This is a genomic window from Oxalicibacterium solurbis (genome assembly GCF_014635845.1).
GTDB classification, from domain to species: Bacteria; Pseudomonadota; Gammaproteobacteria; order Burkholderiales; family Burkholderiaceae_D; genus Oxalicibacterium; species Oxalicibacterium solurbis.
The window spans coordinates 701303-721489 of record NZ_BMDP01000002.1; the positions used below are offsets into that span (position 1 = coordinate 701303).

The following is a 20187-nucleotide window of genomic DNA, read 5'->3' on the forward strand; positions in this document are numbered from 1 at the left end:
GAGATTGACGGCATCAGATACGCAGTGCGTCGAGCAGATCGCTCTCCAGCTGGATCTGGTTGCGCAGATTGTTCAGCATGGGGCCGTCGACGAGAAAGACGTCTTCCACGCGCTCGCCCAGCGTCATTACTTTGGCGGTGTGCAGGTTGACCTTGTACTTCGCCAGCACATTGGCGATCGAATACAGCAGGCCGTTGCGGTCGTTGGCGGAAACAGTCAGCAGATAGTACTGGCCGCGTTCATCCGGGCGCAGGTCGACGGTCGGTGTCGCAGGGAAGGTACGGCACAGGCGAGACAGGCGGCCCTTGCTCGGTGCCGGCAATGCTGTCGGCTGCCTCAGCAGTTCGGCCAGCTCGTGTTCGATCAGGCTGATCAGGTCGCGATAGCTGGCGGCGAAGGCCGGTTCGGTGATCAGGAAGGTGTCGAGCGCGTAGCCATGCTTGGTCGTGTGAATTTTGGCATCCAGGATGCTGAAATTCTTGCGATCGAAATAGCTGCAGATGCGCGCGAACAGATCGGAGCGGTCCTTGACGTAGACGGCGACCTGCAAGCCTTCGCCGATCGGCGCCAGCCGGCATTTGACGACCGGCGTGTCACTGTTGATCTTGTCGTAGAGCACACGCGTCTGCCAGGCAATGTCGTTGGCGTCGTGCCGCAGGAAGTAGACGACGTCGAGCTGTTCCCACAGCTTCTGGTGTGCGTTTTCCGGCAGGGTAAACAGGCGCAGTGTCTTCAGCGCTTCTTCCTGACGGTTCTTCAGTTCCCGTTCGGCCGACGGCGCTTCGCCGCCGAGCACGCGCAGCGTCATGTTGTACAGGTCTTCCAGCAACTTGCCTTTCCACGCATTCCAGACCTTCGGGCTGGTGCCGCGGATGTCGGCCACCGTCAGCAGGTAGAGCGCGGTCAGATGGCGTTCGTCGCCGACGGTTTGCGCGAAATGGGCGATCACGTCGGGATCGGACAGGTCTTGCTTCTGTGCGACCTGCGACATCGTCAGATGCTGTTCGACGAGGAAGACGACGAGTTCGCTTTCTTCTTCCGTTAAACCGTGATCGACGCAGAAGTCGCGCGCATCCTCCATGCCGAGCACCGAGTGGTCGCCGCCGCGGCCCTTGGCGATGTCGTGGAACAGCGCGGCAATGTACAGCAGCCATGGCTTGTTGAAGTTGGCGGCGAGCTGGCTGCAGAACGGGTATTCGTGCGCATGTTCGCTCAGCATGAAGCGGCGCACATTGCGCACGACCATCATGATGTGCTGGTCTACCGTGTAGACGTGGAACAGGTCGTGCTGCATCTGGCCGACGATGCGGCGGAAGTTCGGCAGGTAGCGGCCGAGAATGCTGGTCTGGTTCATCCGGCGCAACGCATGCGTGATGCCTTGCGGTGCCTTCAGGATATCCATGAACAGCTTGCGGTTCTTCGGATCGCGGCGGAAGTTGTTGTCGATCTGGAAGCGCGAGTGCCACAGCGCGCGCAGCGTGCGTGCGGTCATGCCTTTCAGTTCCGGATGCAGCGACAGCAGCAGGAAGACTTCCAGCATCGCCGACGGCGTGGTCTGGAAGGTATCGTCGTCGGCGATGTCGATGAAGCCGTTGACTTCGTTGAAGCGTGCATTGATGGCGACCGGCGAGGTCATCTGCGGGAACAGTTGCGCCTCGATGTTCTGCAGCAGGATCGCGTTCAGCTGCGTGACTGCCTTGGCGGCGCGATAGTAGCGCTGCATCAGGTATTCGCTGGCGCGGCGTGTCGGCGAATTCTTGAAGCCGATCGATTCGGCGATGGCGGTCTGAACGTCGAAGACGAGACGGTCTTCGTGCCGGTTCGTGATGATGTGCAGACGGATGCGCACATCCTTCAATGCGCGTTCATTCTGCTTGAGCTGGCGTGCCTCGGTATCGGTGATCAGGCCGCGTTCGGCCAGCTTGCGCCACGAATCGCCGAGTTGCGCTGCCTTGGCGACCCACAGAATCACTTGCAGGTCGCGCAGGCCACCGGGGCTTTCCTTGCAGTTTGGTTCCAGGCTGTAGGGCGTGTCTTCGTATTTGGCGTGGCGCTGGCGCAGTTCCAGTGTCTTATCCTGGAAGAAGGCTTGCGGGTCCATGGCGACATCGCAACGTTCCTTCAGCAGGCGGAACTGCTCGGCATTGCCGGTGATCAGCCGCGCTTCGAGCAGGCTGGTCTGCACGGTGATGTCGGCGGCGGCTTCGGACAGGCATTCGTCGATGGTGCGGATGCTGTGGCCGATTTCGAGGCCGATATCCCAGAACAGTTGCACCAGTTCTTCCAGCCGGCCTTGCAGCGCGCTGTCCGGCGCTTCCTGCAGCAGGATCAGCACGTCGACGTCGGAATGCGGGAACAGTTCGCCGCGACCGTAGCCGCCGACGGCGATCAGTGTCGCGCTCGGCGGCAGTCCGAATGTCTTCCATGCCTCGATCAGTGCGGCATCGACATTGTCCTTCAGTCGTGTCAGCAGCACTTCCACCTTGCCGTGTGCCAGGAAGGTATCGATGGCGATCTGGCGTTCTGCCTTGAGCTGTTCCTTCAGGGCGACGGCAAGCGTGGGCATGGCGAATATCAGGCGCTGACGGGTTGGGGTGTGGCTCCGGACGTGATGAAGGCGGGCGGCGGCGGGCTGCCGGCCGAGCGCGTCAGCACCTCGTAGCCCGTTTCGGTGACCAGCACTGTGTGTTCCCATTGCGCCGACAGGCTGCGATCCTTGGTCTTGATGGTCCAGCCGTCGTTCATTTCGCGGATTTCGCGGCGGCCTGCGTTGATCATCGGCTCGACCGTGAAAATCATGCCCGGCGCCAGTTTTTCCAGCGTGCCCGGGCGACCGTAATGCAGCACTTGCGGTTCTTCATGAAAAATCTTGCCGATGCCGTGGCCGCAGAATTCGCGCACCACGCTGTAGCCGGCCTTTTCCGCATGCTGCTGGATGATGAAGCCGATGTCGCCCAGATGTGCGCCCGGCTTGATCTTGGAAATACCCAGCCACATGCACTCGTAGGTGACGTCGGTCAGACGGCGCGCCAGGATGGATGGCTCGCCGATGAAGAACATGCGGCTGGTGTCGCCGTGGTAGCCGTCCTTGATGACGGTGACGTCGATGTTCAGCACATCGCCGTTCTTCAGGACCTTGTCGCCTGGGATGCCGTGGCAGATCACGTCGTTGACCGAGGTGCAGACCGCTTTCGGGAACGGCGTGTAGCCCGGCGGGCAGTAGTTCAGCGGCGCGGGAACCGTGCCTTGCACGTTGACCATGTATTCGTGGCACAGGCGATCGAGTTCGCCGGTCGTCACGCCGGGCTTGACGAACGGCGTGATGTAATCGAGGACTTCGGAGCCGAGGCGGCCGGCGATACGCATGCCGGCGATGTCTTCGGTTGTCTTGATGGAAATATTGCCCATAAGGAAACTGAAAATTGCCGCAAAAATTTGCTTTGATACGGCAGGGTGGATCGTGAGGGAAGATTATAGACGAGCAGGCGATTGTTCGCCGGGAAAGTCGCGTAAAGCTTGAAACGGGAGCCAGATTCGAGGTAGAATCACGGGCTTGCCTGAATTGTCATTCGGGTGAGTTTTGTAAATTTTGTTTGTAATCGAGTTTGTAAATCGCGAATCCGCTCGACAAGGGTGCCTCGTTTTCCGCCAGACGGCAGCGAGGTGACCGATCGGATTCCAGACCCAACCCTGGAGAAAAACATGTCCGTAACCATGCGTGAAATGCTGGAAGCCGGTGTCCATTTCGGCCACCAAACCCGCTTCTGGAACCCAAAGATGGCCCCGTATATCTTCGGCCATCGCAACAAGATTCATATCGTCAACCTGGAAAAGACCCTGGGCATGTACCAGGAGGCGATGAAGTACATCCGCCAATTGTCGTCCAATCGCGGCACCATCCTGATGGTGGGCACCAAGCGCCAGGCACGCGACATCGTCGCAGCCGAAGCGCAGCGCGCCGGTATGCCGTACGTCGACCAGCGCTGGCTGGGCGGCATGCTGACCAACTTCAAGACGATCAAGACTTCGATCAAGCGTCTGAAAGACATGGAAGCTGCCAGCGAAGATGGTTCCCTGGCCAAGATGAGCAAGAAGGAAGCGCTGATGTACGAGCGCGAGAAGACCAAGCTGGAAAAATCCATCGGTGGCATCAAGGATATGGGTGGCATTCCTGACGCGATCTTCGTCATCGACGTCGGCTACCACAAAGGTACGATCACCGAAGCCGCCAAGCTGGGCATTCCGGTCATCGGCGTGGTCGATACCAACCATTCGCCGGACGGCGTGACCTACGTGATCCCGGGCAACGACGATTCGTCGAAAGCCATCACGTTGTACGCACGCGGCGTTGCCGATGCGATCCTCGAAGGCCGCGCCAACGCGACCAACGATCTGGTCGAATCGATCAAGGGCGGCGACGAGTTCGTCGAGGTCGAAGAGCAGGCGTAATCCCTGTCTCTCTGATGGTTTGCGCGTCAGAACAAGGAAAGGGGCAACAGCGGTTCGCCCCTTTTTTTCGAGCGCATGTTGAACATATTCGTATCGAGGGCGTCTGAGGGACGTCCGCAAGTTAGGAGATTGTAATGGCAGCTATTACTGCAGCAATGGTAGGCGAACTGCGCGCACGCACGGACGCGCCGATGATGGAATGCAAAAAGGCGCTGACGGAGGCTGACGGCGACATGGAACGCGCGGAAGAGATCCTGCGCGTCAAATTGGGCAGCAAGGCATCGAAAGCCGCCTCCCGCGTTACCGCCGAAGGCGTGATCGCTACCTACGTGACCGGCAATGTCGGCGCCATGGTGGAAGTCAACTGCGAAACCGACTTCGTGACCAAGAATGACGATTTTCTGGCGTTCGCCAACGCACTGGCTAAGGCTGTCGCCGAAGCAAATCCTGCGGATGTGGCAGCCTTGGGTGATGTCAAGGTAGGTGACAAATCGGCTGAAGAGACCCGTACCGAACTGATCGGCCGTATCGGCGAAAACATGTCGATCCGCCGTTTCGCACGCTTTGAAACCACCGGCAAGCTGGCTTCCTACCTGCACGGTTCGCGTATCGGCGTCATCGTCGATTTCGACGGCGCGGAAGAGCAGGTTGGCAAGGATGTCGCGATGCATATCGCTGCGATGAAACCGGTTTCGCTGGCTGCCAGCGATGTGCCGGCCGATCTGATCGCCAAGGAGCGTTCGGTTGCCGAGCAGAAGGCTGCCGAATCCGGCAAGCCGGCTGACATCGTCACCAAGATGGTCGAAGGTTCGGTTCAGAAATATCTGAAAGAAGTTTCGCTGCTGAACCAGCCGTTCGTGAAGAACGACAAGCAGACTGTCGAACAGATGTTGAAAGAAACGAAGACGGCCGTGAAATCGTTCAAGATGTTCGTCGTCGGCGAAGGCATCGAGAAGAAACAGGACGACTTTGCTGCAGAGGTCGCGGCGCAGGTTGCCGCTGCAAAGCAGGCGTAAGCAGAAAGCGGGCCGCAAGGCCCGTTTTTTTAACGTCATCGATCAAATCGTGCCTGATGACGTTTCGATAATGCGCGAATGACGCATTACCGATTAAGATTCCGTATGCGGCGCAATCGCCGGCAGTTGTCGCAGGACGGAATGCAGTACCTGCAATATCGCAATACCGGAAACTAGCCCTGGCAAAAAAACGGACAATACAAGGAATCCAGCCCATGACGACCCCAGCATACAAACGCGTTCTCCTTAAACTTTCGGGCGAGGCGTTGATGGGAGACGATCCGTACGGCATCAACCGCGCGACGATCGAGCGCATGGTGGCGGATGTGTCGGAAGTCGCAAAGCTGGGTGTGGAACTGGCGATCGTCATCGGCGGCGGGAATATCTTCCGCGGCGTGGCGCCTGGCGCGCAAGGCATGGACCGCGCAACGGCCGACTACATGGGTATGCTGGCGACCGTGATGAATTCGCTGGCGCTGGCCGATGCGATGCGTCAGATCGGCATGACGGCGCGCGTGATGTCGGCAATCGGCATCGAGCAGGTGGTCGAGCCCTATGTGCGCCCGAAAGCGTTGCAGTACCTGGAAGAGGGCAAGATCGTCATCTTCGCGGCCGGTACCGGCAATCCGTTCTTCACGACCGATACTGCGGCTGCGTTGCGCGGTTCCGAGATCGGAGCCGAGATCGTGCTGAAAGCGACCAAGGTGGATGGCGTCTACAGCGCCGATCCGAACAAGGATCCTACGGCGACGCGTTATTCGACGATCAGCTTCGACGAGGCGATTTCCAAGCACCTGCAGGTGATGGATGCGACGGCTTTCGCGCTGTGCCGCGACCAGCGCCTGCCGATCAAGGTGTTTTCCATCGTCAAGCCGGGCGCGTTGAAATCCGTCGTGATGGGCGAAGACGAGGGTACGCTGGTGCACGTTTGATACAGCCTGTAACACTGACGATGTTGATGCCGGGAACGCCGGCAATCCAATCCAGTCCAATTTGCAGTAAATAGGAGAGCAGTAATGACTGTCGCAGATGCAAAAAAAATCGCCGAACAGAAAATGCAGAAGTCGATCGAGACGCTGAAGAGCGATCTGGCGAAGGTACGCACCGGCCGTGCACATACCGGCCTGCTGGACCATGTGATGGTCGAATACTACGGCACGCCGACGGCGCTGCCGCAGGTGGCTAACCTGACGTTGGTCGATGCGCGTACGATCGGCGTGCAGCCGTACGAAAAGAAAATGGTCGCCACCATTGAGAAGGCGATTCGCGAATCCGATCTGGGTCTGAACCCGTCGACGCAAGGCGATTTGATTCGCGTGCCGACGCCACCGTTGACCGAAGAGCGCCGCAAGGAAATGGTCAAGCTGGTCAAGAGCGAAGCCGAGGATGCGAAGATCGCGATCCGCAACATCCGTCGCGACGCCAACGAATCTCTGAAGAAGCTGGTGAAGGACAAGGCTTGCTCGGAAGACGACGAGCGCCGTGCGCAGGATGACGTGCAGAAGCTGACCGACAAGTTTGTTGTCGAAGTCGACAAGATGGTCGCCGAAAAAGAAAAAGAAGTGCTGACGGTTTGAGCCGGCTTTTCCTTTCTCCCTCCATTCCGGTTGCCCGCTCATGACGCTGAAGAGTTCAACCCAGACCGTGCCGGAAGTATCGCTGGTGCCGCGCCACATTGCGCTCATCATGGACGGCAATGGACGCTGGGCGACAAAGCGTTTCATGCCGCGCGTTGCCGGTCATGCGAAGGGTGTGGAGGCTGTGCGCGGCGTGGTGGAAGCCTGCGCGAAGGCAGGTGTCGAATACGTCACTTTCTTTGCCTTCAGTTCCGAGAACTGGCGCCGCCCGCAAGAAGAAGTCAGCGTGCTGATGCGCCTGTTCATGACGGCGCTGGAGCGTGAGGTCGCCAAGATGCATGCGAACGGCATCCGGCTGAAGATCGTCGGCGATCTCGATCGCTTCGACGACAAATTGCAGCAAATGATCGCTTCTGCCGAACGCAAGACGGCCGGCAATACGCGGATGACGGTTACCGTTTGTGCCAATTACGGCGGCCGCTGGGACATCATGCAGGCGACCGGCAAGATGGTGGCGGCCAATCCGGGCGTTACCACGTTCACCGAGGAAATGCTGGCGCCGCATCTGTCGATGGCCTACGCACCTGAACCCGATCTCTTCATTCGCACCGGCGGCGAGGAGCGGATTTCCAACTTCCTGCTGTGGCAACTCGCCTATACCGAGCTGTATTTCACCGAAACCTACTGGCCGGATTTTGACGCGGCTGCGCTGGAACGGGCGCTCGTCTCTTACCAGAGGCGTGAACGACGCTTCGGCCGTACCAGCGAGCAGCTGACCGAACAGGCGGCGGCAGTCAAATGCTGAAAACGCGGATCATCACGGCAGTCATTTTGCTGGCCGTGCTGCTGCTGGCAATCTTTTCCGGCTATCCGCTGGTATTCACGCTGCTGGTAATCGCCTTTTTTGCCGCTGCGGCATGGGAGTGTCTGCGCCTGTTCGGCAATCGCCATCCGACGATCGGCGCGGCATTGTGGACGATCGCTTTTGCCTGGCTGGTCCTGTTCGGCCGTATCGACGGGCCGTTGCTGCCGGCGCTTTGCGTCGTGATCTGGGCTTTGCGGCTGGCGCCGTCGCTGGCGATGGGGCTGCCGCCGGCGGGCGGTGTCGGCGATCGCCTGGCGATGGGCATCTACGGTGTCGCCATCCTCGGTGCCTTTGTCGCGGTGCTCGTACTGTTCTCGCGTTCGGCGCTGTACATGTTTTCCGTGATGGCGATCGTCTGGCTGGCCGACATCGGCGCCTATTTCAGCGGCAAGGCCTTTGGCAAGCGCAAGCTGGCGCCGTCGATTTCTCCCGGCAAGTCGTGGGAAGGCGCAATCGGCGGTACCATCATCGTGCTGCTGGCCGGCGTTGCAACGCTGGCGGCTCCCGCCTTGCAGGACACCTTCGCCGTGCAGCTTTATCTGAAATGGGGTTGGGGCGGTTTCCTCGCTATCCTGATCCTGATGACGGCCGCCAGCATCGTCGGCGATTTGTTTGAATCCCAACTGAAGCGTCGCGCCGGCATGAAGGACAGCAGCAATCTATTGCCCGGACATGGCGGTGTTCTCGATCGCATCGATGCCTTGTTGCCGACCCTGCCGCTGGCCGTTCTCGTCAGCTACTGGATGTAATTTCATGCAGCACATCACCATTCTCGGCTCGACCGGTTCCATCGGTCTCTCGACGCTGGACGTCATCGCCCGTCATCTCGACCGCTATACCGTTTATGCGTTGACGGCGCAGAGCAGGGTGGATGAACTGGCGCAGCAGTGCGGGCAGTTCCGGCCGCAGGTGGCCGTTGTCGGCACTGCCGAGGCAGCACAAAAGCTGCGCGGCCTGCTGCGTGAAAAAGGCGTGGCAACGCAAGTCGAATACGGCGAAGCGGCGCTGTGTGCAGTGTCTTCCGCATCGGCTTGCGATACGGTCATGGCCGCCATCGTCGGCGCGGCCGGGCTGGCACCGACATTGGCGGCCGCGCGTGCCGGCAAGAAAGTGCTGTTGGCGAACAAGGAAGCGCTGGTCATGTCCGGACAGTTGCTGATGGACGCAGTCGGCGCCAGCGGTGCGGTGCTGATGCCGATCGACAGCGAACACAATGCGATCTTTCAGTGCCTGCCGGCCGGTTACAGTCGCGTTCCGGAAAAACACGGCATCGCGAAAATCCTGCTGACCGCTTCCGGTGGCCCTTTCCTGAAACGTCCGCTGGACACGCTGGACAAGGTCACCTGCGAAGAAGCGGTCGCGCATCCGAAATGGGTGATGGGCCGCAAGATTTCAGTCGATTCGGCGACGATGATGAACAAGGGGCTGGAAGTCATCGAGGCCTACTGGCTGTTCGGTGTGCCGGCAACCGATATCGATGTCGTCATCCACCCGCAGAGTGTCGTGCATTCGATGGTGTCCTACGTGGACGGTTCGGTGCTGGCACAGCTCGGCAATCCTGACATGCGCACGCCGATCGCGCATGCGCTTGCCTATCCGGAACGCATCGCTTCCGGTGTCGCGCCGATCGACCTGGTGCAGATCGCGCAGTTGACGTTCGAACAGCCGGATTTGCAGCGTTTTCCCTGCCTGAAACTGGCGTATGATGCATTGCACGCGGGCGGATCGGCGCCGGCCGTCATGAATGCGGCCAACGAGGTGGCAGTACAGGCTTTCCTCGACCGGCGCATCGGTTTCCGCACGATCAACGACCTGATCGCCCGCGTAATGGATGCGTTGCCGCTTTGCTCGATCGCCGATATCGAATCGGTGTGCGAACAGGATCGCCGCGCCCGGGAAATCGCTCTGTCCAATATCCAGCCATCATGATGCTGCTGCAAACCATCCTTGCCTTCGCCGTCGTTCTCGGTGTGCTGATCATCGTGCACGAGCTCGGCCATTATCTGGTTGCGCGCTGGTGCAATGTGAAGGTGCTGCGCTTTTCTGTCGGCATGGGCAAGGTCGTCTGGTCGCGCCGTTTCGGTACTGACCAGACAGAATGGGCAGTGTCGATGCTGCCGCTGGGCGGCTATGTGAAGATGCTGGATGCGCGCGATGGCGATCTGGCCGACGTGTCGCCGCAGGACATGCAGCGCGAATTCACGCGCCAATCGGTCTGGAAGCGCATCGCCATCGTGGCAGCCGGCCCGATCGCCAATTTCCTGCTCGCGATCCTGCTGTTTGCCGGGCTGTACAGCCATGGCATTCCAGAGCCGGCGGCCAAGCTGGGTGCGCCGTCCGAACAGTCGATTGCATGGAAGGCAGGCCTGCGCGGCGGCGAGCGGGTGACGGCTGTCAACGGCGAACCGGTACAGGCCTGGGGCGATCTGCGCTGGCTGATGGTGCAGGCCGTCGTCGACCGCCAGCCGGCTAGGCTGGATGTGGTAGACGCAGCCGGCGCGCAGGAAACGGCCATCATTCCGGTCGACAGCGTGCCAACGGAAAAACTGGACGGTGACTTCCTGGCTGATCTGGGTATCGATCTGGCACGGCCGCCGGCAGTATTGGGCCAGATCGTACCGGATGGTCCGGGCATGCTGGCAGGATTGCAGCAAGGAGATGAAATCGTTGCTGTCGATGGCACACCGATTCGCGATGGCATGGCTTTTGTCGATGCAGTACGCGCCGCTGCCGGCAAGACGCTGCAGGTGCGTTTGCAGCGCCATGGCGAAACGCTGACGTTGCCGGTGACGCCGGAAACGCTCGAACAGGGCGGCCAGACATTCGGCCGCATCAAGGTCGAAGTGGCGATGATGCCGGAAATGGTCACGGCCGGTAGCGGTCCGCTGGCAGCGCTGGGCAAGGCGGTGAAGAAGACGTGGGACACCAGCGCGATGACGGTCAAGATGGTCGGCAAGATGATCGTCGGCGAGGTTTCCTGGAAGAACGTTACGGGGCCGATCACGATCGCCGATTATGCGGGGCAGACGGCCCGCATCGGCTGGATCAGCTACCTGAGTTTTATCGCCTTCGTCAGCATCAGTCTGGGCGTCATGAATCTGCTTCCCATTCCGGTGCTGGATGGAGGGCATTTGCTGTATTATGCTGTCGAAGTTTTGACGGGCCGCCCGGTTTCCGAGCGCTTCGGGGAGATCGCGCAACGGGCAGGTGTGGGGATACTGATGACCCTGATGCTGGTGGCAGTCTTCAACGACATCAACCGGCTTGTTTCCTGACAGCGCGCACCTTGCCGGGTCTGACCAAGTATCTTGATTACCATAGCCGATGAAATTACATTCTGAGCGTTTCACCTTGCCGTTGTTTCCCCGTCGCCTCATTGCCATTGCCGCCTTTGCATTGTGCTCAAGCCATGCGTATGCGGTCGATCCCTTTACCGTCAAGGACATCCGTGTCGAAGGCATCCAGCGTACCGAGCCGGGTACGGTGTTCAGCTATCTGCCGGTACGCGTAGGCGATACCTATACCGATGAAAAAGGCACGACGGCGATCAAGGCGCTGTATGCAACGGGCTTCTTCAAGGATGTCCGCATCGAGACGGAAGGCAACGTGCTGGTCGTGTTCGTCGAGGAGCGTCCGGCAATTGCCAGCGTGGAATTCACCGGCACCAAGGAATTCGACAAGGACACGCTGACGAAGGCGCTGAAGGAAATCGGCGTCGGCGAATCACGCATCTACGACAAGTCGCTGGTCGATCGCGCCGAGCAGGAACTGAAGCGGCAATACCTGTCGCGCGGTCTGTATTCGGTCGCCATCACGACGACGGTCACGCCGCTGGAACGTAATCGCGTGGCGATCAATTTCGCCGTTGACGAAGGCGATGCCGCCCGCATCATGAACATCGGCATCATCGGCAACAAGGCCTTCAGCGAGAAAGATCTCGTCAAGAAACTGGCCTTGCGCACTCCGGGCTGGTTTACCTGGTACTCGAAGGCCGATCAGTATTCGAAGCAGAAGCTGGCAGCCGATATCGATACGCTGAAATCGTTCTACCAGAACAACGGTTATATCGAGATGCGCGTCGAATCGACGCAGGTGTCGATCACGCCGGACAAGAAAGACATCTACATCACGATCAACATCAGCGAAGGCGAGAAATACACGGTCTCCGGCGTCAAGCTGGAAGGCGAAATGTTCGGCCGTGACGCGGAGATGGCTTCGCTGGTGCAGTTGAAGGCTGGCGACGTGTATTCGGGCGAGAAGCTGACAGCCAGCACGAAGAACATCACCGAACGCATGGGCAATTTTGGCTATGCGTTCGCCAACGTCAATGCGAATCCGCAGATCGACCGCGAGAAGAAGCAGGTTGCGTTCACGATCTTTGTCGATCCGGGCCGACGCGTCTATGTGCGCAACGTCAATATCGCAGGCAACACGAAGACGCGCGACGAAGTCATTCGCCGCGAACTGCGGCAATTCGAGAATTCCTGGTATGACGGCGAGAAAATCAAGCTGTCGCGCGATCGCGTAGACCGTCTCGACTACTTCACCGACGTGAAGGTGGAAACGCCGGATGTGCCGGGCAAAACCGATCAGGTGGACGTCAACTTTGCCGTGACGGAAAAACCGACCGGTAACATCATGCTGGGTGCCGGTTTCTCCAGCAGCGAGAGTCTGACCTTGAGCGGCGGCGTCAACCAGACCAACGCTTTCGGTAGCGGAAACACGGTCGGTGTGAACGTCAATACCAGCAAGTATTACCGGACGATCGCGGTTTCGGCGACGAACCCGTATTTCACCGATGATGGCGTCAGCCGTACCTACGAATTGTTTACCCGCACGACGCGTCCGCCATCAATCAGTACCGGTGATTATCGTTTCCGCAGTACCGGCGGTAATATCCGGTTCGGTGTGCCGTTCTCGGAAGCGGATACCGTGTTTTTCGGTGCGGGTGTGGAGCGTACCGAGATCACCGTCTACAAAGGTTTGGGCGACGAAGACAGTGATAAGGATGACAGCCCGCAACGCTACATCGACTATGTCAATGAACTTAATGGTGAAACATATACCGCTACGAACCCTCAACCGGATGGCGAGTATACTGGGACGACAACCAGCATTCCGCTGACCATCGCATGGCAGCGCGACAATCGTGATAGTGCGCTGGTGCCGACGAAGGGGCGTTACCAGCGTATCAACTTCGAAATTTCGCCGGCCGGGGATACGAAGTATTATCGGACCACGTTTCAGCAACAGTACTTCCAGCCGCTGTTCTCGAGCACGACGCTGGCGCTGAATGGCGAGATCAACTACGGCAAGGCTTTGGGTGGCGACACGTATCCGATCTTCAAGAACTTCTACGGCGGTGGTATCGGTTCGGTGCGCGGTTATGAAAGCGCTTCGCTCGGTCCGAAAGATTCGAACGGCGATCCGCTCGGCGGGTCTAAGCGACTGATCCTGAATGCGGAATTGCAGTTCCCGTTCCCCGGATCGGAAAACGATCGTACGCTGCGCTGGTTCACCTTTGTCGATGCAGGTAACGTCTACGATGATGACCAGAGTTTCGGCAGCGATCTGAAAGCGTCGGCAGGTATCGGTTTCAGTTGGGTATCGCCAATCGGTCCTCTCAAGCTCAGTTTCGGCAAACCGCTGAACAAGAAGCCGGAGGATGATGAACAGGCCTTCCAGTTCCAGTTGGGTACCGGCTTTTAAGTGCTGGTGGCATAATAGACAATTGGTGGTCGAAATTTGAGATGTGGAGAATTATTTTGAAGGCTTCAATCAAATCCTCAGTAATGTCCAAATGTCTGGCGCTGTTGATCGCCGGCCTTGGTTTTGTTTCCGTTGCGCAAGCGCAGGAGTCGGCAAAAATCGGCTTCATCAGCACCGAGCGCATTTTCCGTGAGGCGGCACCATACAAGGCAGCACAGGCCAAGCTGGAGCAGGAATTTTCCAAGCGCCAGAAAGAATTGCAGGACATGGCGACGCGCCTGAAATCGATGGCCGACAAATACGACAAGGATGCGCCGGTGCTGGCGGATTCCGAGCGCGTGAAACGTCAACGCGAACTGGCCGATCTGGATAAGGACTTTCAGCGTACGCAGCGCGAGTTCAAGGAAGACCTGAACCAGCGCCGTAACGAAGAAACTGCCGCAGCGATCGATCGCACCAACAAGGTGATCAAGCAGATCGCGGAAGCGGAAAAATACGACATCATTCTGCAGGAAGCAGCGTATGTCAGCCCGCGCATCGACATCACCGATAAGGTGCTGAAGGCGCTCGGTAAATAACAGAAAAGGCTACGATGAGCACTCGACTGGGAGACTTGGTCGAACGCTTGGGGGGCCGGTTGATTGGCGATGCCGACAAGCAAGTTGTCGGCATCGCGCCATTGAGCGATGCCGATGCATCGCACATCACGTTTCTTTCCAATCCCAAGTTCCGAAAACAGGCAGCGCAGACGCAGGCGGCGGCACTGATTTTGTCGCAGGCGGATGACGAAGTGGTCGGGCCGGATTATGCCGGTACGCGCATCGTCACGGCCAATCCGTATGCTTATTTCGCGCGCGCTGCCCAGTTCTTCGCGGCCTTGCACGCACATCCGGCACCACGCGGTATTCATCCGACGGCTGCTGTCGATCCGCAAGCCAGCGTGGCGGCCAGTACATCGATCGGACCACATGTGACGATCGAGGCGGGGGCGCGCATCGGCGACGATTGCGTGATCGGGGCAGGATGTTTCATCGGCCGCGATGCTGTCGTCGGTAAGGGCACGCTGTTTCATCCGCGTGTGACTTTCCTGGCTGGCTGTCGCATCGGCGAACGCGGCATTTTGCATTCCGGTGCGGTAATCGGCGCCGACGGTTTCGGTTTTGCCAACGAAAGCGGTGCGTGGATCAAGATTCCGCAGACTGGTGCGGTTGCAATCGGCAACGACGTAGAGATCGGTGCGAACACGACGGTGGATCGCGGCGCATTGGCCGATACGGTGATCGAGGATGGCGTCAAGCTGGACAACCAGATCCAGATCGGCCACAACTGCCGCATCGGCGCACATACGGCGATGGCGGGCTGCGTCGGCGTGGCTGGTAGCGCGATCATTGGCAAGCATTGCACATTCGGCGGTGCGGCGATGGTGTTGGGGCATTTGACGATTGCCGATAACGTTCACATTTCATCCGGCAGCATGGTGTCGCGCTCCATTAACGAGCCGGGGCAGTACACCGGTTTCTATCCTCTGGCAAAAAACGCGGAATGGGAAAAATCTGCCGTCATCGTGCGCAATTTGGCGTCGATGCGTGAGAAAATCCGCGAACTGGAAAAACATATCAAATCGCTCGGCGAAGACAAGAATGACTAATCAGGGAAACATGCAGCATATGAAGACGCTCGACATCAACCAGATCAAGGAATACCTGCCGCACCGCTATCCGCTGCTGCTGGTCGATCGCGTGTTGACGTGGGAATCGGGAAAATCGATTACCGCGATCAAGAACGTCACCGCCAACGAGGAATTCTTCAACGGCCACTTTCCGCATAAGCCCGTCATGCCAGGCGTGTTGATGATCGAGGCGCTGGCGCAGACTGCCGCGTTGCTGTCATTTTTGACGATGGGGCAAAAGCCGGATCACAACAGCGTCGTTTATTTTGTCGGTATCGATGGCGCGCGTTTCAAGCGTCCGGTCGAGCCAGGCGACCAATTGAAGATGGAAGTCGAAATCCTGCGCAATGCGCGTGGTATCTGGAAATACAAGGCAGTTGGCTCGGTAGACGGACAGGTCGCGCTGGAAGCCGAACTGATGTGCACGATGCGCACGATCAACGACGCCAGCCAACCGGCAGGACAGTAATGGCGCGCATTCATCCGACCGCGATCGTCGATCCGCAGGCGCAGCTGGCGGATTCGGTCGAGATCGGCGCTTATGCGGTCATCGGCCCGCATGTGTCGATCGGCGCCAATACCTGGATCGGTCCGCATACGGTGATCGAGGGCCACACGCGCATCGGCAGTGACAACAAGATTTTCCAGTTCGCCTCGATTGGTGCGGCCCCGCAGGATAAAAAATACGCAGGCGAGCCGACCGAGGTGCATATCGGTGATCGCAACACGATACGCGAATTCGTCACCATCAATCTCGGCACCGTGCAGGATGCCGGCGCCACGCGGCTGGGCAACGACAACTGGATCATGGCTTACGTGCATATCGCGCACGATTGCCAGCTCGGCAGCAACATCATTCTTGCCAACAACGCGACGCTGGCCGGCCATGTGCATCTGGAGGACTGGGTGTTCCTTGGCGGTTTCACGTCGGTGCACCAGTTCTGCCATATCGGCGCACATGCGATGACGGCGTTCACCGCTGCCGTCAGCCAGGACGTGCCGCCGTTCGTCACCGCTGCCGGCAATCGTGCGGTGCCGGCTGGCATCAACAGCGAAGGTTTGCGTCGTCGCGGTTTCACCAGCACGCAGATCGCCGCGATCAAGCGTGGCTATCGCACCATCTATCGTTCGGGACTTCCGCTGGAAGAGGCAAAAGCCGTCTTGCGTGCGGAAGAAACCGCTTCTCCTGACGCTGCCGATTATTTGCGTCAGTTGCGCGAATTCATCGAAGCCTCTCCGCGTGGCATCATTCGCTGACGCAGCGGACAAGACCGCGATCGCCCTGGTTGCCGGCGAAACGTCCGGCGATCTTCTCGCAAGCCGATTATTGTCGGGCCTGCGCCCCCATCTGCCCGATGCCCTGATGCATGGCATCGGCGGTCCCCACATGATGCAGCATGGTTTTGTCAGCGATTTTTCGATGGAAAAGCTGTCGGTGCGCGGCTTGTTCGAGGTGCTGGCGCATTATCGCGAGATCAAGGGCATACAGAATGCATTGCGCGATCGGTTGCTGGAGGAGCGTCCGGCCGTGTTTATCGGCGTCGACGCACCGGATTTCAATCTCGGCCTGGAAGCGCAATTGAAAGAGGCGGGTATTCCGACCATGCATTTCATCGGACCGTCGATCTGGGCCTGGCGCGGCGGACGTATCAAGAAGATTGCGCGTGCCGTCTCGCACATGCTGGTGATCTTTCCGTTCGAGGAAGAAATCTATCGCAAGGTCGGTATTCCGGCGACCTATGTCGGCCATCCGCTGGCACAAGTGATTCCGATGGAGCCGGACGTGCAGGCTGCGCGTGCCTTGCTGGGATTGCAGCCGGATGCGCGCGTCGTTGCCATCATGCCGGGCAGCCGCATGTCCGAGCTGAAATACAATGCCGTTGCTTTTGTCGCTGCGGCGAAATTGCTGCGGCAGCGCGATCCGTCGCTGCAATTCGTCGCCCCGATGGCTGGCGATGTGCAGCGCAGGTATTTCGACGAACTGATCGCGCAAGCTGGATTGCAGGATGTGCCGATCCAGGTGACGAACGGCGAATCGTATCGTGCTATGGCGGCGGCAGATGCGGTATTGGTCGCTTCCGGTACGGCGTCGCTGGAAGTGGCCTTGTTCAAGAAACCGATGGTGATTGCCTACAAGATGATGCGCGCTTCCTGGCATGTGCTGCGTCATATGGGATATCAGCCCTGGATCGGTCTGCCGAACATTCTGGCGCGTGAATTTCTGGTGCCGGAACTGTTGCAGGATGCCGCCACGCCGCAGGCATTGGCCGATGCGATGTGGATGCAATTGCAGGACGGTGCGCATCGCGAGCAATTGCAGCGGCGCTTTACCGAAATGCATCACACGCTGTTGCGCGATACTGCTGCGGAAAGTGCGCAGGCAGTGCTGAACCTGATCGGCCATCCGTCACGTACGGCGTGACCGATTTCACGAGCCCATACATACATGCCGCCCGCAAAGAAAAAAACCGATACGACGCTGCCGCTGTTCGATTATGCGAACGACATTATTTGCGGCGTCGATGAGGCCGGTCGCGGCCCGTTGGCGGGGCCGGTCTTCGCTGCGGCGGTGATTCTCGATCCGGCGCGGCCGATAGTCGGTGTACGCGATTCGAAGAAATTGACCGAAGCCAAACGCGACGAGCTGGCGCTGGAGATCAAGTCGCATGCACTGGCATGGTCGGTCGCGCAATGTTCGGAGCAGGAAATCGATGAACTGAACATCCTCCAGGCATCGATGCTGGCAATGCGGCGCGCGGTCGAGGGATTGTCGATGCTGCCGACGCTGGCGCTGATCGACGGCAATCGTTGCCCGGTCATGACGGTCCGCTCCGAGGCGATCGTCAAGGGAGACGATCTGGTACCGGCAATTTCGGCTGCGTCCATCCTCGCGAAAACGGCGCGCGATCACGCGTTGCGTCTGTTGCATGTCCAGTATCCGAATTACGGTTTCGACCAGCACAAGGGGTATCCGACCGGACTGCATCTGGAGCGCTTGCGTCTGCATGGCATTTCGCCGGTGCATCGCCGATCCTATGCGCCGGTGCGTGCATTGATCGAAGGCGTAACCGTCAGTCTTGCGAAGGAAGGCTGACGATGCCGATCAAGCCGATATCTTCACGCGACAATTCACTCTACAAGGAATTGAAGCTGCTCGCCGCCAGCTCGCAAGCCAGACGCAAGGAAGGCCGGACGCTGCTGGATGGTGTGCATCTTTGCGAAAGTTATCTGCTGCAAGTCGGCAAACCGTTGCTGTGCATCGTAGGCGAGACGGCGATGCGCAATGATGAAGTGGCGACCATCCTGCGTCGATGTGACGATCTGTCTGCCCAAACCATCCTGCTGCCGGATCATCTCTTCAATGCATTGAGCCAGGTCGAAAACGGCATCGACATTCTTTTTCTGATCGAAACGCCGCAATTGGCACAACCGCCATGCTTGAGTCGATCCGCCGTGCTGCTGGACCGTGTGCAGGATCCCGGCAATTTCGGATCCATCGTGCGCAGTGCGGCGGCAGCCGGCATCGAGCAGGTGTTCTGCAGCGCGGGAACGACTTTCGCCTGGTCTCCCAAGGTGATGCGCGCCGGCATGGGGGCGCATTTTCTATTGGCGATCTACGAGCACGTCGATCTGGCCGATCTGCTGGAGAGAACGGATATTCCGGTCGTGGCGACCAGTTCGCATGCGCAGCAACGTATTTACGATCTCGATCTGACGCAACCTGTCGCATGGCTGTTCGGTCATGAGGGACAGGGCGTTGCCGATGGCTTGCTTGAATGTGCGACACATCGGGTGACGATTCCGCATCTTGGTGCGATCGAATCGCTGAATGTGGCGGCCAGCGCAGCGGTCTGCTTTTTCGAGCAGGTGCGCCAGCGGATGACGCACTATCCGCCTTAGCCGGAACGCTGTTCCGTCTTGATTTCCTGCAGGATGGTGGCGGCAATTTCCTCGATCGATTTCGTCGTCGACGACAGCCAGCGTACTCCTTCGCGCTGCATCATTTTTTCCGCTTCACTGATTTCATAACGACAATTCTCGATCGACGCATACGTGCTGTCGGGCAGGCGTTCGTGGCGGATTTCCGCCAGCCGATCCGGCGCGATCGACAGGCCGAACATCTTGTCCTTGTGCGGCAGCAATGCCGGTGGCAGCTTCCTGCGGATGAAATCGTCCGGTGTCAGCGGATAGTTTGCCGCCTTGATACCGTACTGCATCGCCAGGAACAGGCTGGTCGGCGTCTTGCCGGAGCGCGACACGCCGACCAAGATCACGTCAGCCTGCGACAGGTTGCGGTTCGACTGGCCGTCGTCATGCGCCAGCGAAAAATTGATGGCTTCGATGCGATCGCGGTATTCGGCTGAATCTGCCGGCGTGTGACTGCGGCCGATCGTGTGCATCGATTTCATGCCCAGCTCCTGTTCGAGCGGTTCGACGAAGGTCTGGATCAGGTCCATGTACAGCCCCTGCGACGTGCGCACGATATCCGACAGTTCTGTCTTGACCAGCGTGGAAAAAACGATGGGACGCTGGCCGTCGATCGCACATGTCTCGTTGATCCGTCGCAGTGCCAGATGTGCCTTGTCGATCGAATCGATGAAGGGCAGGCGTATTTGCCGGAAAGGCATGTCGAATTGCGAGAGCACCGAATGGGCGAAGGTTTCGGCGGTAATGCCGGTGCCGTCCGAGACGAAGAAGGCCGTGCGCATCGGCAACGGTTTGATGACTGGATCGGCTGGCGTGGACATGGTTCGATGTAAGACTCGCGTAAGTTAATAAATCGATTCACCATCGCTCGCGACGGACGAGGATTCGCTAGAATGGTTGCCGGATCATTCGCAACATCGCTGTCGAAGAATAACAAAACGGCCCGTGCCCGGCATAGGGGCATGCTGATTTCTC

19 protein-coding genes are annotated in these 20187 nt (G+C 58.9%); 16 read left to right on the forward strand and 3 right to left on the reverse strand.

What is annotated here, in order from left to right; translation table 11 throughout:
- Positions 1-13: 13 nt before the first annotated feature.
- Positions 14-2566, reverse strand: a complete 2553-nt coding sequence (locus IEV40_RS08950) for a [protein-PII] uridylyltransferase (protein WP_188420696.1) — start codon at positions 2564-2566, stop codon at positions 14-16.
- Positions 2567-2574: 8 nt separating this feature from the next.
- A complete protein-coding gene (map, locus tag IEV40_RS08955) occupies positions 2575-3408 on the reverse strand; it encodes a type I methionyl aminopeptidase (RefSeq protein WP_188420698.1) in 834 nt (277 codons plus the stop codon).
- A 294-nt stretch (positions 3409-3702) separates the two neighbouring features.
- Between map and rpsB the strand changes: the two genes are divergently transcribed.
- From rpsB to IEV40_RS09035, 16 genes are all read left to right on the forward strand, one after another.
- The gene (gene rpsB / locus IEV40_RS08960) at positions 3703-4449 is read left to right on the forward strand and encodes a 30S ribosomal protein S2 (protein WP_188420700.1); all 747 of its coding nucleotides are present in this window, start codon (positions 3703-3705) and stop codon (positions 4447-4449) included.
- Positions 4450-4583: 134 nt separating this feature from the next.
- Positions 4584-5465, forward strand: coding sequence for a translation elongation factor Ts (gene tsf / locus IEV40_RS08965; RefSeq protein ID WP_188420701.1), 882 nt, complete (start codon positions 4584-4586; stop codon positions 5463-5465).
- Between the two features lie 215 nt (positions 5466-5680).
- The gene (gene pyrH / locus IEV40_RS08970; protein WP_188420703.1) at positions 5681-6397 is read left to right on the forward strand and encodes a UMP kinase; all 717 of its coding nucleotides are present in this window, start codon (positions 5681-5683) and stop codon (positions 6395-6397) included.
- An 84-nt stretch (positions 6398-6481) separates the two neighbouring features.
- A complete protein-coding gene (gene frr / locus IEV40_RS08975; RefSeq protein ID WP_188420705.1) occupies positions 6482-7042 on the forward strand; it encodes a ribosome recycling factor in 561 nt (186 codons plus the stop codon).
- Positions 7043-7082: 40 nt separating this feature from the next.
- Positions 7083-7847, forward strand: a complete 765-nt coding sequence (uppS, locus tag IEV40_RS08980; protein WP_188420706.1) for a polyprenyl diphosphate synthase — start codon at positions 7083-7085, stop codon at positions 7845-7847.
- Positions 7841-8656, forward strand: coding sequence for a phosphatidate cytidylyltransferase (locus tag IEV40_RS08985; RefSeq protein WP_188420707.1), 816 nt, complete (start codon positions 7841-7843; stop codon positions 8654-8656). The genes uppS and IEV40_RS08985 overlap by 7 nt, the downstream gene beginning before the upstream one ends.
- A gap of 4 nt (positions 8657-8660) precedes the next feature.
- Positions 8661-9836 (forward strand): 1-deoxy-D-xylulose-5-phosphate reductoisomerase, encoded by a 1176-nt coding sequence (gene ispC / locus IEV40_RS08990; protein ID WP_188420708.1) that lies wholly within the window; start codon positions 8661-8663, stop codon positions 9834-9836.
- Positions 9833-11182 (forward strand): RIP metalloprotease RseP, encoded by a 1350-nt coding sequence (rseP, locus tag IEV40_RS08995; RefSeq protein WP_188420709.1) that lies wholly within the window; start codon positions 9833-9835, stop codon positions 11180-11182. The genes ispC and rseP overlap by 4 nt, the downstream gene beginning before the upstream one ends.
- Positions 11183-11231: 49 nt before the next feature.
- Positions 11232-13616, forward strand: a complete 2385-nt coding sequence (gene bamA, locus IEV40_RS09000; protein WP_188420710.1) for an outer membrane protein assembly factor BamA — start codon at positions 11232-11234, stop codon at positions 13614-13616.
- Between the two features lie 83 nt (positions 13617-13699).
- Positions 13700-14194: an OmpH/Skp family outer membrane protein gene (locus IEV40_RS09005; protein ID WP_229724031.1), complete on the forward strand. Its 495-nt coding sequence runs from the start codon at positions 13700-13702 to the stop codon at positions 14192-14194.
- A 14-nt stretch (positions 14195-14208) separates the two neighbouring features.
- Positions 14209-15264, forward strand: coding sequence for a UDP-3-O-(3-hydroxymyristoyl)glucosamine N-acyltransferase (gene lpxD, locus IEV40_RS09010; RefSeq protein ID WP_188420714.1), 1056 nt, complete (start codon positions 14209-14211; stop codon positions 15262-15264).
- Between the two features lie 19 nt (positions 15265-15283).
- The gene (fabZ, locus tag IEV40_RS09015; protein ID WP_188421171.1) at positions 15284-15754 is read left to right on the forward strand and encodes a 3-hydroxyacyl-ACP dehydratase FabZ; all 471 of its coding nucleotides are present in this window, start codon (positions 15284-15286) and stop codon (positions 15752-15754) included.
- Positions 15754-16542 carry an acyl-ACP--UDP-N-acetylglucosamine O-acyltransferase gene (gene lpxA / locus IEV40_RS09020; protein WP_188420716.1) on the forward strand — a complete coding sequence of 263 codons (789 nt, stop codon included), beginning with the start codon at positions 15754-15756 and terminating at the stop codon, positions 16540-16542. The genes fabZ and lpxA overlap by 1 nt, the downstream gene beginning before the upstream one ends.
- On the forward strand, positions 16526-17707 hold the full coding sequence (gene lpxB, locus IEV40_RS09025) for a lipid-A-disaccharide synthase (protein ID WP_188420718.1): 1182 nt from the start codon (positions 16526-16528) through the stop codon (positions 17705-17707). Before lpxA ends, lpxB begins: the two co-directional genes overlap by 17 nt.
- A gap of 24 nt (positions 17708-17731) precedes the next feature.
- Positions 17732-18379 carry a ribonuclease HII gene (gene rnhB, locus IEV40_RS09030; RefSeq protein WP_188420720.1) on the forward strand — a complete coding sequence of 216 codons (648 nt, stop codon included), beginning with the start codon at positions 17732-17734 and terminating at the stop codon, positions 18377-18379.
- Between the two features lie 2 nt (positions 18380-18381).
- Positions 18382-19185: a TrmH family RNA methyltransferase gene (locus IEV40_RS09035; RefSeq protein ID WP_188420722.1), complete on the forward strand. Its 804-nt coding sequence runs from the start codon at positions 18382-18384 to the stop codon at positions 19183-19185.
- Here IEV40_RS09035 and ppsR read toward each other — a convergent pair.
- On the reverse strand, positions 19182-20033 hold the full coding sequence (gene ppsR / locus IEV40_RS09040) for a posphoenolpyruvate synthetase regulatory kinase/phosphorylase PpsR (protein ID WP_188420724.1): 852 nt from the start codon (positions 20031-20033) through the stop codon (positions 19182-19184). The two genes, IEV40_RS09035 and ppsR, sit on opposite strands and share 4 nt — an antisense overlap.
- Positions 20034-20187: the final 154 nt, after the last annotated feature.